At 52.3% G+C, this 15,039-nt stretch carries 13 protein-coding genes; 10 read left to right on the top strand and 3 right to left on the bottom strand.

Annotation, left to right across the window (positions count from 1 at the left end; genetic code table 11):
* Positions 1-302: 302 nt before the first annotated feature.
* From J4617_RS18235 to J4617_RS18205, 7 genes are all read left to right on the top strand, one after another.
* Positions 303-1,877, top strand: coding sequence for an EAL domain-containing protein (locus tag J4617_RS18235; protein ID WP_023893321.1), 1,575 nt, complete (start codon positions 303-305; stop codon positions 1,875-1,877).
* Positions 1,878-1,976: 99 nt separating this feature from the next.
* Positions 1,977-2,720 (top strand): transcriptional regulator, encoded by a 744-nt coding sequence (locus J4617_RS18230; protein ID WP_017465399.1) that lies wholly within the window; start codon positions 1,977-1,979, stop codon positions 2,718-2,720.
* The gene (locus J4617_RS18225; protein WP_000545426.1) at positions 2,693-3,181 is read left to right on the top strand and encodes a hypothetical protein; all 489 of its coding nucleotides are present in this window, start codon (positions 2,693-2,695) and stop codon (positions 3,179-3,181) included. The genes J4617_RS18230 and J4617_RS18225 overlap by 28 nt, the downstream gene beginning before the upstream one ends.
* Positions 3,182-3,582: 401 nt before the next feature.
* Positions 3,583-4,107 (top strand): Ail/Lom family outer membrane beta-barrel protein, encoded by a 525-nt coding sequence (locus tag J4617_RS18220; RefSeq protein ID WP_000830237.1) that lies wholly within the window; start codon positions 3,583-3,585, stop codon positions 4,105-4,107.
* A 143-nt stretch (positions 4,108-4,250) separates the two neighbouring features.
* Complete coding sequence (locus J4617_RS18215; protein WP_000610827.1) at positions 4,251-4,892, top strand: helix-turn-helix transcriptional regulator; 642 nt, start codon at positions 4,251-4,253, stop codon at positions 4,890-4,892.
* 10 nt (positions 4,893-4,902) lie between these two features.
* On the top strand, positions 4,903-5,127 hold the full coding sequence (locus J4617_RS18210) for a membrane protein (RefSeq protein WP_000737127.1): 225 nt from the start codon (positions 4,903-4,905) through the stop codon (positions 5,125-5,127).
* A 57-nt stretch (positions 5,128-5,184) separates the two neighbouring features.
* On the top strand, positions 5,185-5,544 hold the full coding sequence (locus tag J4617_RS18205; protein ID WP_000722978.1) for a DUF4156 domain-containing protein: 360 nt from the start codon (positions 5,185-5,187) through the stop codon (positions 5,542-5,544).
* 69 nt (positions 5,545-5,613) lie between these two features.
* Here the strand turns inward: J4617_RS18205 and mdsC are convergent, their stop codons facing one another.
* The 3 genes from mdsC to mdsA are packed head-to-tail and all read right to left on the bottom strand — an operon-like array spanning position 5,614 to position 11,478.
* Positions 5,614-7,071 (bottom strand): multidrug efflux transporter outer membrane subunit MdsC, encoded by a 1,458-nt coding sequence (mdsC, locus tag J4617_RS18200; protein WP_023356629.1) that lies wholly within the window; start codon positions 7,069-7,071, stop codon positions 5,614-5,616.
* Positions 7,072-7,087: 16 nt separating this feature from the next.
* Positions 7,088-10,255, bottom strand: a complete 3,168-nt coding sequence (mdsB, locus tag J4617_RS18195) for a multidrug efflux RND transporter permease subunit MdsB (RefSeq protein ID WP_000673153.1) — start codon at positions 10,253-10,255, stop codon at positions 7,088-7,090.
* Entirely contained in the window at positions 10,252-11,478 is a 1,227-nt protein-coding gene (gene mdsA, locus J4617_RS18190; RefSeq protein WP_017465397.1) for a multidrug efflux RND transporter periplasmic adaptor subunit MdsA, read from the bottom strand. The genes mdsB and mdsA overlap by 4 nt, the downstream gene beginning before the upstream one ends.
* Positions 11,479-11,754: 276 nt before the next feature.
* Here mdsA and golT point away from each other — a divergent pair, with 276 nt between their 5' ends.
* The 3 genes from golT (at position 11,755) to golB (ending at position 14,791) form a co-directional block, all read left to right on the top strand.
* Positions 11,755-14,058: a gold/copper-translocating P-type ATPase GolT gene (gene golT / locus J4617_RS18185; protein WP_017465396.1), complete on the top strand. Its 2,304-nt coding sequence runs from the start codon at positions 11,755-11,757 to the stop codon at positions 14,056-14,058.
* Entirely contained in the window at positions 14,055-14,519 is a 465-nt protein-coding gene (golS, locus tag J4617_RS18180; RefSeq protein ID WP_001020583.1) for an Au(I) sensor transcriptional regulator GolS, read from the top strand. The genes golT and golS overlap by 4 nt, the downstream gene beginning before the upstream one ends.
* A 77-nt stretch (positions 14,520-14,596) precedes the next feature.
* Complete coding sequence (gene golB / locus J4617_RS18175) at positions 14,597-14,791, top strand: gold resistance metallochaperone GolB (protein ID WP_001159470.1); 195 nt, start codon at positions 14,597-14,599, stop codon at positions 14,789-14,791.
* The last annotated feature ends 248 nt before the right edge of the window (positions 14,792-15,039 follow it).

Below are 15,039 nucleotides of genomic sequence, written 5' to 3'. Positions count from 1 at the left end.
TAGCCAATAATCCCTGTATTGATGGGAATTCGTTCCGTGATTTATGCCTAATCAGGCAGCGAACCTGGCATCTGGCTAACATATTGAATTTAGATATCTGCTATCGCTTATTCTAACGATAGTATCCTGCACCTGTTGGGTATTGATATTTTCTTGTCTATTTTCGGCACAGGGAGTGCCATCTTGCTATCATTAAGAACGTATAACCTATCTCTCAATATTGCTTTTCTCTATTAATGTTACTTTAGTTATCCTATAAAAGCGTACAGTGGCAAAAGGAAGGCCGGTAAGAGGGCAATGATTTGAAAGTAAGAAAGCTATTTCTGATGTTGTTTATTGCCGTTCCACTGATCGTAATGATATTGGTGGGGTTACTCGCGGGTATCTTCCAGCTAAAACGAGATATCGCCGTCAGCGCCAATACGCTGCTGCGGTTTAGCGCGGATATATCTGCCGCCTCCTGGCAAGTCGCCGGAAAAGCCGCCAGACTGGCTGAGAGTTCCTGCACTGATACGCTGAAAGAACTGTCCAGAACGCGGGCCTTCACTCCTTATGTACGTGACATTGGGTTTCTGGAAAATGGTGATATCACTTGCTCCTTTGTCACAGGAACCGAACGCTATCATTTTTCCCGGCTGGCAGGGCTTTCCTTACCTGCTTCTTATCCGGAACGGTGGTTGCGATCTATCGGTAGTATGGCCGAAGGACCCGATCGCCTTGTTGTGGTTTATGTGAAAAAAGTAGCAGCGAATAAAGCGGCTTTCGTCATTGTGGATTCGCAGTATGTCCAGGAGCTCATGGAGATATTGGCAGCAGAGAGAGCATCAGCCTTTAGCCTGACATTCGGCGCAGGGGAGGCGATTACCAGCGCTGCGACGTTGCGCGGTAAGGCGTTTTTAACGCAGCGCTTCACCTCAACCGATCACACTATCCAGCTGATGGTGCGAACCCCTTTCTCAACGTTATCGGCATACTGGTTACAAAACCTTTTTATTTTTGTTCCGCTGTCATTGTGTCTTTCTGTAGGGATGATGTTGTTCTACAGGCGCTGGTATTTAAAACGTTTATCTCTGGCCCGGGAGATTGCCAGGGGGATAACGCACAATGAGTTTACGGTACATTATCAACCTGTTTTTAACGTTAAACACGCTAGTTGCGGCGGCGTGGAGGCGCTAATGCGCTGGCCGCAACCGGATGGCCGTTTTATAACTCCCGATATTTTTATTACCGCCGCAGAAAATGAAGGCATGATTATTCCTCTCTCTCGTCATCTGTTCGAACTGATTGCTCATGACGTGATAAACTGGACTGTACCGGATGATTTCTATATCAGCGTAAATATATCGCCTGCGCATCTTATGGATGACGGTTTTATACAAGATATAGAGGCGCTCAGGACTCGTTTGGGAACGATAACGCTTATGTTGGAGCTCACCGAGCGTAGCCTGATTGTAGAACCTTCACAGGTCGCAGAAAAACTTTCAACGCTCCGTGAAAAAGGCGTGTTAATAGCGATTGATGATTTTGGGACCGGCTATTGCTCACTCTCCTATCTCCAACAATTACCTGTAGACTCTCTTAAAATAGACAGAACGTTTATCGATACCATTGATACCAGCAGCAATGATGTTCCTGTCCTGGATACTATCATTACGCTGAGTCAGCGACTGGGACTCAATGTGGTTGCCGAAGGGGTCAGTACCCAGCACCAATTGCGTTACATCTTAAGCCACGGGGTAGGATTCGTTCAGGGATTTCTTTATGCCAGGCCGATGGGGACTAATGACTTTATGAGTTGGCTTGGCAAGTCAGCCCAGCGGCAAAATGGTTTGCTCAAGGGGGAAAACGAATCTGCGAGTGGCCTGGTGGCTGAATAATACAGGAGCTCGCTACGGAAAAAAATTCAATAGCACGATATATCCTGGTAATATGTTTATGCCGTGAAGAAACGTGATAGCACTGGGGCGGATATTTTTATGAGTCAGAACAATTATCTGATTGACAAAAGGGTTATTCTTGATTGTGAACGAATGACGCTTTCCTGCGCCGGAGAGTCGATAACGATATCTGAATCGGAACGCAGTTTGCTTATCGCTTTTTATGAAGGCCTTTTTAAAAAAGATGATTTAATTAACTATGTCTGGGGGCGCAAAGGTGTCGTGGTCTCTGATGCCAGTTATTATAAATTGATTAACCAGCTACGAGGGTCATTTGATAAAATTGGTCTTAAGGGGGCGTCTGTTGTGACTCGCCCTCGCGTGGGTGTTTTACTCTCAGTTTCCATTGAACCGTTGAGTGATGAGGCGCAAGATATGCCGTTGCCTGCTGTTGCTGAAACAGAATTATCGACGGTTGAAGTGCGGCACGATGATACTATCATTCCCCCAATACCGGGCGCTGTGAATAAAAAAGATTGGCTCTACTTTTGCCTGGCCGCGCTTCTGATGTTTTTTATGATTTATAAAGTTAAGGGTGAAAATATTGATTATTTTACCCTCAATGGTTCGTATGATGGATACACTTTTTATAGTGTCGGGCATGATAAAACCCATCTGACGGATATCGTTGAAGCGTACTCTGAGATGAGTAATGAAATACATAAACAAAACGGGAAAATCATTTATTATATTCGCGTTCCTAATACAAATATTTTTGTCCAGTGTCTTAACCAACTTGATATAGCGGAGCCGAAATGCATTTCCATAAAAGAACGTTATTAAGCGTGGCGACGCTTGGTATGTTGGCTGTTTCAGTCGTACTGATGGTAGTTTGGGTACGAAACAGTAGCCATAGTTCTATTAATACTAATGAATTTTTATGTACGACAAGAACGGTAACGACGATACAACCTAAAGATATCCATGCCGATGGCAGTCTTGTTCTTGATTTTAAGATGAAGAGAATTACGCTTCAATATGAAATAAAAACAAAAGATAACGGTGTAAAAATATTATACCGGGACGTATATATGAAAAATTTACATCGAACAGCGCCTGGTGTTTATACGTTCGAAGTATCCCAGGTAAAAGTCTTTGCCACGGACACGGCTGGCGATCTGTTATCATATTTACGGGTTCTGCATCCGGAAGCGGCTAATGAGATTCGAATATCTAAAGTGGGTGAGAAAACCTTTTTTTATTCTCTTAATCGGCAGCTTTATAACGTTTGTACCGCGCAGTAGATCTGAATGTTGTCTGAATGCGTCAGAAGCGAGTTGCGAAATTGCCCTCCGCAAGGGTAAAGGTTAACTCGAACACCAGTTAAAGAGCATTAAAAACAATGAGTTATGAATTTTTTACTCTTCATGGAGGTAACTGATACTCGCTGATAACCTCTCGCAGTCCGCCTGACGGATGCGATGCCAGGATCGGGTCTGAAGCAACCATGAATCCGCCATTAATAAAAAAGTAAGAACTCTGTAAGACTGATTTCATATCCATTATCGAATATATCAGGTTATATTACCTCCGCAGCTGGCATGACTGGTAATAAGCGCATTTAGGTGCTCTTAATCTAAATGCTATTTGTGTGCCATAAGTTCCGGTACCGCCTTAATTATATATCAAAAATGGAGTGGTTTTAATGAAAAGACGGTCTTCGTTCCTTGTTTTTTTAGGTTTATTATTAGCGTCACCTTTAGCTTTGGCTAACGATCAGCACACCGTATCGTTTGGTTATGCACAAACTCATCTCAGTTCATTGAAAAATAGCGATAGCAAAGATCTGCGAGGCTTTAATTTTAAATATCGTTACGAGTTCAATGAGACCTGGGGGATGTTAGGCTCATTCACCGCGACGCGCAATGAAATGGAGAACTACACCTGGAAAGAGGGGAAATTGCATAAAAATGGTTCCGATTCTGTGGACTATGGTTCTTTGATGTTTGGACCAACATATCGTTTTAATGACTATGTGAGCCTGTACGGCAATGCGGGTATAGCGACGATGAAATTTAATAAACACTCAAAAGAAGACTCCTTTGCCTACGGCGCTGGTGTAATATTTAATCCTGTTAAGAGTATATCTATCGATGCATCATGGGAAGCAAGCCGTTTCTTCGCTGTGGATACCAATACATTTGGTGTCAGCGTAGGTTATCGCTTCTGATATTAAAAGTATAAGCGTTACGTTTATGGCAAGGAATTAAAAATAATATGGCGCTGCTACAGAATAGGGATGGTTATGAGCGCTCAGGTAATCTTAAGAGGAAGATAAAACACTCACCGTAGCGTTATTCTATTGATGAAATTATGATAAATTCACTATCGGAACAACTTCCGTTAAAAACGATAGGTATAGTTTTAACGGATGATTATTATACTTATTTAGGCATTGCTTCACTCTTTGAGGATGGGAAGTGCTTTATGTTCCCACTCAATGGAGAATATAATTCGTGTCAGATATCAGCTAGCGAAGATATCATAATTATTATTGATGGACGAGTTTTGATTCAGGGGGTCTGGAAAGGTTTTAAGGCGCTCATGCAGCATTATCCACATGCTCGTCGAATATGGCTCACGCGCAGAGATATTGGAAAACTTTATCCACATGGCTGCGATAGAGATCCTGATATCGATCCCGATTTGGCAAAGCCTGTTTTTATTGAGCATTTCATTAAATACGCTTGTGCAAACGAAGTAGCGGTCGGTGAACTTGCGCCGTTGACAAAAAAGGAGGAGGAGTTGTTATGGCACTTTTTATATAAAAAGTCGATGAGTCAGATCGCCAGTAGCTATGGCATGAGTCGTAAGACTTTGTACATTCATAGATTGCGTATCTGTCGTAAATATGGCTTCAAACGCTTTTTCCATTTGCTATTTATTTACCAAAGAAGTCGCCATATCTTCGCATCTAAAATTTGCCGTGTAGACAAAAACGCCGATCAGGCTTGAAGCAAACAAGATGAAAAAGTTAACGATGAGAGAGTGTGAAAGCATCAATCCTACTATGCTGCTTGCCATTAAGATACTTATCTCGGCGCTTGACGAAAAAACAAAAATAAGACTCAGAGAGCATATTGAAAAAACTGAACAAGAAATAGCCTCAAGCATACATGATAGCATCATGACAGAGACTTTTCTTCAGCAAATGAAAGACATTCGTTACATCTTAAATATAGTTCCTTGACGGCGTTCAGAAGCAAGAACGCGTTATTATTTAATGATTAATAGACCAGGTATTAGTATGAAAAAGATCTTAGTATGTTTCGTCGGCTTGGCTTTAACCGCATGTAGCGCTAATTCGTTGAATTATGGCGCTGAACAGGTACGGGTGATGACCAGCGAGCCAGGTAAGGAATGCAGCTACTTAGGGGATATCACGGGCAGCCAGGGGAATTTCTTTACCGGTGGCTGGACTTCCAACAGTAACCTGGAAACGGGTGCCCGTAACGATCTGAAAAACAAAGCTTATAAAATGGGCGGCAATACGGTAGTCCTGTTAACCCAGCGTGCAGGCCAGACAGGAAGTTCATGGCACGGTTCTGGCTCAAGCAAACAAACGAATGTCACGTTAAGCGGGAACGTTTATCGTTGCCCTCGTTAACCTTATTTTGCAGGCAATATATGCCTGTTTAGCGCGCGCGCCGCACTGGCGACGCGCGCGCTATTTGGGCTAACCTTGCTTTTTCTCGCTGTATTCCCGCCAACCGCCGCCTAATGCTTTATACAGATTAATGATATTCAGCTGTTGCATGAGCCGTGTGCGCACCAGACGCTGCTGCGCGCCATAAAGCATACGATGGGTATCAAGCAGCGTAAGGTAGTCATCGACGCCTTCCTGAAAACGGAGTCCGGCCAGCTCATAGGCGATTTGACTGGCTTCAACCGCGCGTTGTTCTGATTGCACCTGGTCACTCAGCGTACGCTGTCCCGCCAGACCATCCGCCACGTCGCGAAAGGCTTGCTGAATAACGTTTTCATACCTGGCGATTTCAATCTGTTTTTGGACATGCGCCCTATCCAGGTCAGCGCGTAATGCGCCGCCGTGAAAGAGAGGCAAGGTGATTTGCGGTAGAAAACGCCAGCTTCCCGATCCCGGTTCAAAGAGTCCGCTAAGAGACGCGCTGGCCGTTCCCGCCGCGCCTGTCAGGCTGATGGTCGGGAAGAAGGCGGCGCGCGCTGCGCCTATCCGGGCGTTTGCGCCACGCAGCCTGTACTCGGCGGCGCGAATATCCGGGCGGCGTACCAGCAGATCTGACGGTAATCCGCCTGGCAGAGTGGTCGGGATCGCGCCTTCCGTAAGCGTGACCGCCTCGTTTAGTCGACGCGACAGTTCAGGCGTGAGCGGCTGGCCCAACAGCAATTCAAGCGCGTTACGATCCCGCGCCAACTGTCGCGTATACGCCGCGCGATTGATTTCCGCAGAACGCAGCGCGATCTCCGCCATACGCAGATCGAGCTGTGTGGCGTTGCCTGTCCGGGCAAGCTGGGTTGTCAATGTGTATGAACTTTTTTGCGCGGCCAGCGTATCTTCGGTTAAGCGCAGCAGCTCCCGGTCAGCCCGTAGCGTCAGCCAGGCGCTGGCGACTTCGGAAACCAGGCTCATTCGCGCCGCAATGTACGTCTCATCAAGCGCCATATAGGCGGCTAATGCCTGGTCGCTAAGGCTTCGCACTCGCCCCCAGAGATCCAGTTCCCAGGCCGTCGTCGCCCCAGCCGCCTCGTAGCGTCGGTTAATCTCAGGCTCGTCCGTGACGCTGAGATCGGCGGGAGTGCGACCGGCGTCCATGGCGGTGGCGATACCGAGCGTCGGCAGCATCTCCGCGCGCTGAATACGGTATAACGCCCGGGCGGCTTCAACATTGAGCCCTGCCTTGCGTAAATCCCGATTATTGCGTAACGCGATCGCGATCAGTTCCTGTAGAAGCGGATCGTGGAAGAAATCACGCCAGCCAATGTCAGCGGCATCCGGCGCGCCAGAAACGGTTGACGTTGCGTAGGGATAGACCACCGCAGTCGGCGATGTGGGGCGTTCGTGCTTCGGCGCCATCGTACAGCCAGCAAGCGTGGTGACGAAAGCAAGCGTCGCCAGCGTGGCGGTCTGCCGATAGCCTGTAAAAGTGATCTTCATTATGCCATTCCCATCATTATGCTTGCTGATCATGTGAATCAACGCGGTTCTCACGCTTTAATGCCATCCTGCGAACCACCACGTAAAATACAGGCGTCAATAACAGGCCGAAGAGCGTGACGCCCAACATGCCGGCAAACACGGCGATGCCCATCGCATGTCGCATTTCCGCGCCGGCACCCGTCGCGAGTACCAGCGGTACTACGCCTGCGATAAAGGCGAATGAGGTCATCAGGATAGGACGCAGACGCAGGCGGGACGCTTCCAGTACGGCGGTCAGCGGGTCTGCGCCGTCGTGTTCTTTGGCGCGGGCAAACTCGACAATCAAAATGGCGTTCTTGGCCGCCAGGCCGACCAGCACCACGAAACCAATCTGCGTAAAGATATTGTTATCTCCGCCAGATACCCACACGCCGACAATGGCTGAGAGTAATGACATAGGCGCAATAAGCAGGACGGCGAAGGGCAGCGACCAACTGTTGTACTGCGCCGCCAGGATCAGGAAGGCCAGCAGCACCGCCAGCGCAAAGATAGCAAGCGCAGAGTTGCCGGCCTGTTTTTCCTGATAAACCAGATCGGTCCATTCGAAGACCATCCCTTCCGGCAACGTTTCACGCACGATCTTTTCAATCGCGTCCGTCGCCTGTCCGGAGGAGAAACCCGGAGCCGGTCCACCGCTAATATCTACCGAGGGGAAGCCGTTGTAATGGATGATTCTGTCTGGCCCCGACTGGCGCATAATCGTGACGAAAGCGCTAAGCGGGATCATCTCGCCCTTCGCATTGCGGACTTTAAGCAGGCCGATATCCTCTTGTTGCATACGGAATGGCGCATCGGCCTGCGCCATCACCCGCCAGGTACGGCCAAATCGGTTGAAATCGTTGACGTAAAGCGAGCCGAGGTTAATTTGCAACGTTTCAAAGATGTCGGTGAGCGATACCCCCATTGATTTCGCCTTTACCCGGTCGATATCCACCTGTAATTGCGGGGCGTTCGTCTGGAAACTGGCCAGCATATTGGCCAGTTCGGGCGTCTGCATCGCCTTAGACATAATCTCGCTTTGCACCTTTGTCATCGCTTCAAATCCCAGTTCCGCACGATCTTCAATCTGCAATTTAAAGCCGCCCGTCGCGCCAAGCCCTGGAACCGGCGGCGGCGGGAAGATGCCAATAAACCCGTCGGGAATGTGGCTAAATTTGTGCATTAGCTTTCCGGCGATAGCGTTAGCGGAAAGCGAAGGATCTTCACGCTCGTCAAAGGGTTTCAGCATGGCGAACATCAGCGCCGAATTTGGCACATTTACCGGGCCGTTAACCGACAGACCGGGGAAGACGACGACGCTTTCAACGCCGGGTTCCGCCAGCGCGATAGCGGACATCTGTTTCACGACCGCCTCTGTGCGATCCAACGATGCGCCGCTTGGGAGCTGGGCGATGCCGACGAGATAGTATTTATCCTGCGCAGGCACAAACCCGTTCGGCACCTGATGGAAGCCAAGCCAGGTCAGCCCCACAAAGCCAGCATAGAGCACCATCACAATGACGCTGCCGCGCACGGCCCGACGGACGGCGCTAACATAGCGGTTCGACGCGCTGTCGAAGAAACGGTTAAAGCGATGGAAAAAACCGCCAGTGACCGTGCCCATCAACCGCGTTAGCCAGTCAGCCTTCGCAGTATCGTGGTGCGGTCTTAGCAAAATGGCAGCCAGCGCAGGGGAGAGCGTCAGCGAGTTAATGGCCGAAAGGATGGTCGAAATAGCGATGGTCAACGCGAACTGACGATAAAACTCACCCTGCAGGCCCGCCAGGAATGCGGAAGGGATAAAGACCGCCGTTAGCACCGAGGTAATAGAAAGAATGGGACCAGTGACTTCATCCATCGCCTTCTTTGCCGCCTCTCCGGGACTTTTGCCCTGCGAGATATGCCGTTCCACGTTTTCGACCACAACGATGGCGTCATCGACAACGATACCTATCGACAGGACCAAACCAAACAGCGAAAGCGTATTCAGCGAAAAGCCAAACAGGTGCATCAAGGCAAAGGTGCCGACCAGCGAAACGGGAACCGCCACCAGAGGAATAATGGACGCCCGCCAGGTTTGCAGGAACAGCACCACGACAAGGACGACCAGCACGAGGGCTTCCAGCAACGTAATCGCCACCGATTGTAGCGATGCGCGCACGAAGACCGTAGGATCATAGGCAATCCGGTATTCGATATCCTGCGGGAAGTTTTGCTGCAACTCATCCATTTTGCCGCGAATCGCGTTAGAAACGTCAATCGCATTGGCGCCCGGACTTTGAATAATCTGTAACGCTGGCGCCGCTTCGCCATTCAGTAAACTGCGCAGCGTATAGGCATCAGCGCCCAGCGTGACGCGGGCGACATCACGCAGACGCGTCACCTCGCCGTCAGCGCCGATTTTTACCACAATCTCGCCGAACTGTTCTTCGCTGGTCAGGCGGCCCAGCGTGTTTACCGTCATCTGAAAAGCGGCGGAGGCCTCCGGCTGTTGCCCGACGGAACCGGCGGCGACCTGTACGTTTTGTTCCCGCAACGCCGTAACGATATCACTGGCGGTAAGACCGCGGTTGGCGATTTTCGCCGGGTCCAGCCAGACGCGCATGGCGTACTCGCCCGCGCCCCAGACGAGAACATCACCGACGCCGGGTAAACGGGCCAGTTCGTCGCGAACCTGCCGGATGGCGAAGTTAGACAGGTAAAGTGAGTCATAGCGTTTTTGCGGCGAGACAAGATGGACCACCATCAACATATCGGGGGACGTTTTCTCCGTTACAACGCCAATTCGTTGGACTTCTTCGGGCAGGCGAGGCAGCGCGCGGGATACCCGGTTTTGCACCTGAATTTGCGCCATATCAGGATCGGTTCCCTGTTCGAAGGCGATAGAGATAACCATGCGACCATCAATGGCCATCTGGGTATTCATATACAACATGCCGTCAACGCCGTTGATCACCTGTTCCAGCGGCGCGGCTACCGTATCGGCAATCACTTGCGGGTTAGCGCCGGGGTAGCTGGCGCTAACCTGTACCGTGGGCGGCGTAACGGCCGGATATTCACTCAGCGGCAGTTTTAAAAAGGCGATAGCGCCAGCCAGCAGCATTAACAGCGACAGGACGATGGCGAAGATGGGCCGTGCGATGAAAAAGTGGGTGAATTTCATTGGCGCACCGCCTTCGACGCGCTGTCGCCGTCCGCTTTAGTCAATGTCGCGGTCTGTTTCTCGGGCATATTCTGCCGCATCGGCACCAGACGCGGCGCAACGGTCATGCCAGGACGCACCAGCCCCTTGAGGATGATTTTTTCTCCCGGCTGTACTCCCTGTGTAACGACGCGGAGTCCATCGACCATTTGTCCCAGCTCAACCGGACGATACTCCACCTGATTCTCCTTGCCGACGATCAGCACATAGTTTTTGCCCTGATCGGCGCTCACCGCCAGATCGTCAATCAGCACGGTTTCCCGCGGCTCGCCGATGGGCAAACTGATTCGGGCAAACAGGCCGGGAGAAAGCATTCCGTCGGGGTCAGGAATCACGGCGCGCGCCCGGATAGTGCCGGTGCTGCGGTTCATCTGATTGCCCATAAAGTCGAGTACGCCCTGATAAGGCAGCCCGTTATCGGTGGTTAACCCCATGTTGACTACCGGTGGATTCTTGTCGGAGCGGGTATGCCGTAACGCCTTCAGCCAGGTGGCTTCGTCAATATCGAAATACACATACATGGGATTGTGAGACACGATAGTCGTCAGAAGCGTGGCGTTACCCGCTACGCCGCCGCTGACCAGATTGCCCCGGGTCACCAGTATGCGGTCAACGCGTCCGGCAATGGGCGCGGTAATACGGGTCCAGGAGAGTTCAAGGCGCGCTGCGGCGACGGCGGCTTTGGCCGATTGCATCTGCGCCTGTCGCGCATTACGCGTGGCGGTGACATCGTCAGCGTTTTTACGTGATACGGCGCCGCTGGCGACCAGTCGTTGAATGCGATCGAAATCCGCCTGCGCCTGGCGGGCCAGTACTTCAGCCTGACGTAATTGCGCGACGGCGGTGTCGAGGGCGACCTCGAACGGGCGCGGATCGATCTGGAACAGCAGTTGTCCGCGGCTTACCAGACGTCCTTCCGGAACGCTGACGGCGTCAAGGGTTCCTCCCACGCGCGAACGCAGCTCCACGGTCTCCGGCGCGGCCAGAAAACCGGTGAATTCCGCCGTAGGCGCGAGTGTACGGCTAAGGGCTTTAGCAACCGGTACCGACGGTGGAGGCGGCGCGCTGGCCGGTGGTCCGACGGCGTTGTCTTTATCCCATAGTGCTTCGCCGGCCATGTAAATCACGCCCCCGCTGGCGGCGATGACGCCGGCTATCAACATAATTTTGAATGTTCTACGCATGTCGTTTCCCTCTTTACCGCAGCGTGTCGGCCATTCCGCAACGCTGCCGCAGAATTTTTGGCAAAGGCTAGGCGTTACAACGAAGGAAAGGTCAAGCGTTCCTGACGGGTTTTTACGGGGCGTGGGTCGGCATCGTGGCGTAAATGTCTCGCATCATCCTCTTTTATGAGCCATCTCACATTCTCGCCGAACCGTGCAGCCTGAATACGCTTGACCTTCCCACAATGGCAAGCTTTAGGCTTTCTGATACCGAATAGTCAGGATGGGGAACTCGTCATGAGTCAGTCAGAAAATCGTCACGACACGATAAGCTTGCTTATTGAAGGTATGACCTGCGCGTCGTGTGTCGCTCGCGTTGAAAAAGGTATTAAGGCTGTGCCTGGCGTAACGGACGCTACGGTGAATCTGGCGACGGAGCGCGCCACCGTTCGCGGGACGGCGTCGGCGGAGGCGGTGATCGCGGCGATTGAAAAAACGGGGTATGAGGCGCGACCGGTAGAGACGGCGGGGCAGGGAGAAGACGACTCTGAAGAGAAAAAAGAGGCCGAGCGCGTCAGGCTGAAGCGCGATCTGATTCTCGCCAGCGTGCTGGCGCTCCCCGTTTTTGTGCTTGAAATGGGCTCGCACCTTATTCCTGGTATGCACGAGTGGGTGATAAAAACGATTGGCCTGCAACAAAGCTGGTACTGGCAATTTGCACTGACCCTGTTGGTGCTGACGATCCCCGGTCGCCGTTTTTACCTTAAAGGGTTCCCGGCGCTGGCGCGTCTGGCGCCGGACATGAACTCGCTGGTCGCCGTGGGAACCGCAGCGGCGTTCGGCTACTCGCTGGTGGCGACCTTTACGCCCGACCTGTTGCCTGAAGGGACGGTAAACGTCTATTACGAGGCCGCCGCAGTGATTGTCGCGCTTATTCTGCTGGGGCGCTTTCTGGAGGCAAGGGCGAAGGGGCGGACTTCCGAAGCGATTAAACGTCTGGTGGGGCTACAGGCGCGGGTCGCGCATGTGTTACGCGAGGGCCGCATCGTGGATATCCCTGTCGACGAGGTTGTGCTGGGCGACTGTGTGGAGGTTCGGCCAGGCGAGCGGATCCCGGTTGACGGCGAAGTGACCGAAGGCCGCAGCTTCGTTGACGAGTCGATGATTACCGGCGAACCGATACCGGTTGAGAAATCCGCAGGAAGCGCGGTGGTGGGCGGTACCGTCAACCAAAAAGGCGCGCTCACGCTGCGGGCGACCGCCGTCGGCGGACAGACCATGCTGGCGCAAATCATTCGTCTGGTGGAACAGGCGCAGGGTTCAAAACTGCCGATTCAGGCCGTCGTGGATAAAGTGACGCTGTGGTTTGTCCCAATGGTAATGCTTATTGCTGCGCTGACCTTTGTGGTATGGCTGGCGTTTGGGCCGTCGCCTGCGCTGACTTTCGCTCTGATCAATGGTGTTGCGGTTCTGATTATCGCCTGTCCTTGCGCGATGGGCCTGGCGACGCCGACCTCCATTATGGTGGGAACCGGTCGTGGGGCGGAAATGGGCGTGCTGTTCCGTAAGGGGGAGGCGTTACAGCTACTCAAAGACGCTAAGGTGGTGGCCGTAGACAAAACCGGGACACTTACCGAAGGCCGCCCGGTACTGACCGATCTCGACGTGGCCAGCGGCTTTGAACGCCGTGAGGTGCTGGCGAAAGTCGCGGCGGTAGAATCGCGTTCAGAGCATCCGATTGCCCGTGCGATTGTCGTGTCGGCAGAAGAGGAAGGGATCGCGCTACCAGGCATGAGCGGCTTCGAATCGGTGACCGGGATGGGCGTATACGCTACCGTTGACGGTACGCGTGTTGACGTGGGGGCCGATCGCTATATGCGCAAAATTGGCGTGGATATTAGCGGCTTCGCCACCACCGCCGAACGGTTAGGACAGGAAGGGAAATCGCCGCTCTATGCGGCTATTGACGGTCAACTGGCAGCGATTATCGCCGTGGCCGATCCGATCAAACCCAGTACACCCGCCGCAATTAACGCTTTACATCAGCTCGGCATTAAGGTCGCCATGATCACTGGCGATAATGCCCGCACGGCACAGGCTATCGCCAGACAGTTAGGGATTGATGACGTGGTCGCCGAGGTATTGCCAGAAGGGAAAGTCGAGGCGATACGGCGCCTGAAAGCGGCGTATGGGCAGGTGGCGTTTGTCGGCGATGGCATCAACGATGCGCCAGCGCTGGCGGAGTCCGACGTGGGGCTGGCGATTGGCACCGGCACCGATGTGGCGGTGGAATCCGCCGACGTCGTACTAATGTCCGGCAACCTGCAAGGCGTGCCGAATGCTATCGCGCTGTCTAAAGCGACCATCCGCAATATCCACCAGAATCTGTTCTGGGCCTTTGCTTACAATACGGCGCTGATTCCTGTCGCGGCAGGCGCGCTATTTCCGGTCTGGGGCATATTATTGTCACCGGTATTCGCCGCAGGGGCGATGGCGATGTCGAGCGTGTTCGTGCTGGGCAACGCTTTGCGGCTGCGCCGTTTCCGGGCGCCGATGGCAACCCCATCCGACACATCCACGACCCGAGGAGGAGCGTCATGAACATCGGTAAAGCAGCTAAAGCATCGAAAGTTTCGGCCAAAATGATTCGCTACTATGAACAGATTGGTCTGATTCCCGCGGCAAGTCGGACGGATTCCGGCTATCGGGCCTATACCCAGGCTGATGTTAATCAATTGCATTTTATACGCCGCGCGCGCGATCTCGGTTTTTCAGTTGCTGAAATCAGCGACTTACTGAATCTTTGGAATAACCAGTCGCGGCAAAGCGCTGACGTCAAACGCCTGGCGCAGACGCACATTGATGAACTGGACAGACGTATCCAGAACATGCAGCACATGGCGCAAACCCTCAAAGCGCTGATTCACTGCTGCGCCGGCGACGCGCTGCCAGATTGCCCCATTCTGCATACGCTTGGACAACCTGACGATAGCGAGCCGGAGGCGCGTACCGGAGCGGTATTGCGACGTCCTCGTCGCCACGGACTGGCAAAGCGTCTGTAAGTCCTGAGATTACGCTTGACCTTCCAACACTGGCAAGGCCCAGACTGGCAACAGTTCCCACACAAAAGGAGTTCACTATGCAGTTCCATATTGATGACATGACCTGCGGCGGCTGCGCCAGTACGGTAAAAAAGACGATTCTGACTCTCGATGCTAATGCGACGGTGAGAACTGACCCGGCGACGCGTCTGGTTGACGTTGAAACGTCGCTATCCGCGGAGCAGATTGCCGCCGCCCTGCAAAAGGCCGGTTTCCCGCCGCGCGAAAGGTAATCGTCAATGGCGATCGGTCTGGCGACAGGCCGGTCGCGATACGCTAGCCACGCTTCGCTTTCCTTTGCATGAGATAATCCCCATAAAAACTGTGACAAATCATGTGCCAGTAAGCTTTGTTAATAATATGTAATGATTTGTCTATTTTTGCTAACATTTTACCTGCTATATACAAAAAGATAACAAATAAGTAGCGCAACGCTACCTTGTTACGTCGCTTTGACGACGGGAGCGCTCCAGCGTTTCGC

This window comes from Salmonella sp. 32010601201800023SM, assembly GCF_017572235.1.
GTDB classification, from domain to species: domain Bacteria; phylum Pseudomonadota; class Gammaproteobacteria; order Enterobacterales; family Enterobacteriaceae; genus Salmonella; species Salmonella enterica.
The sequence above is the reverse complement of the archived record's forward strand: the minus strand, read 5'-3'. Positions and strand labels throughout refer to the sequence as shown.

Excerpts from the sequence above, each read along its gene's own strand:
- mdsB (WP_000673153.1), bottom strand. The coding sequence starts at position 10,255 with ATGAAATTCACCCACTTTTTCATCGCACGGCCCATCTTCGCCATCGTC.
- golT (WP_017465396.1), top strand. The coding sequence starts at position 11,755 with ATGAGTCAGTCAGAAAATCGTCACGACACGATAAGCTTGCTTATTGAA.
- J4617_RS18215 (WP_000610827.1), top strand. The coding sequence starts at position 4,251 with ATGATAAATTCACTATCGGAACAACTTCCGTTAAAAACGATAGGTATA.
- J4617_RS18205 (WP_000722978.1), top strand. The coding sequence starts at position 5,185 with ATGAAAAAGATCTTAGTATGTTTCGTCGGCTTGGCTTTAACCGCATGT.
- golS (WP_001020583.1), top strand. The coding sequence starts at position 14,055 with ATGAACATCGGTAAAGCAGCTAAAGCATCGAAAGTTTCGGCCAAAATG.
- mdsC (WP_023356629.1), bottom strand. The coding sequence starts at position 7,071 with ATGAAGATCACTTTTACAGGCTATCGGCAGACCGCCACGCTGGCGACG.
- J4617_RS18225 (WP_000545426.1), top strand. The coding sequence starts at position 2,693 with ATGCATTTCCATAAAAGAACGTTATTAAGCGTGGCGACGCTTGGTATG.
- J4617_RS18220 (WP_000830237.1), top strand. The coding sequence starts at position 3,583 with ATGAAAAGACGGTCTTCGTTCCTTGTTTTTTTAGGTTTATTATTAGCG.
- mdsA (WP_017465397.1), bottom strand. The coding sequence starts at position 11,478 with ATGCGTAGAACATTCAAAATTATGTTGATAGCCGGCGTCATCGCCGCC.
- J4617_RS18210 (WP_000737127.1), top strand. The coding sequence starts at position 4,903 with ATGAAAAAGTTAACGATGAGAGAGTGTGAAAGCATCAATCCTACTATG.
- J4617_RS18230 (WP_017465399.1), top strand. The coding sequence starts at position 1,977 with ATGAGTCAGAACAATTATCTGATTGACAAAAGGGTTATTCTTGATTGT.
- golB (WP_001159470.1), top strand. The coding sequence starts at position 14,597 with ATGCAGTTCCATATTGATGACATGACCTGCGGCGGCTGCGCCAGTACG.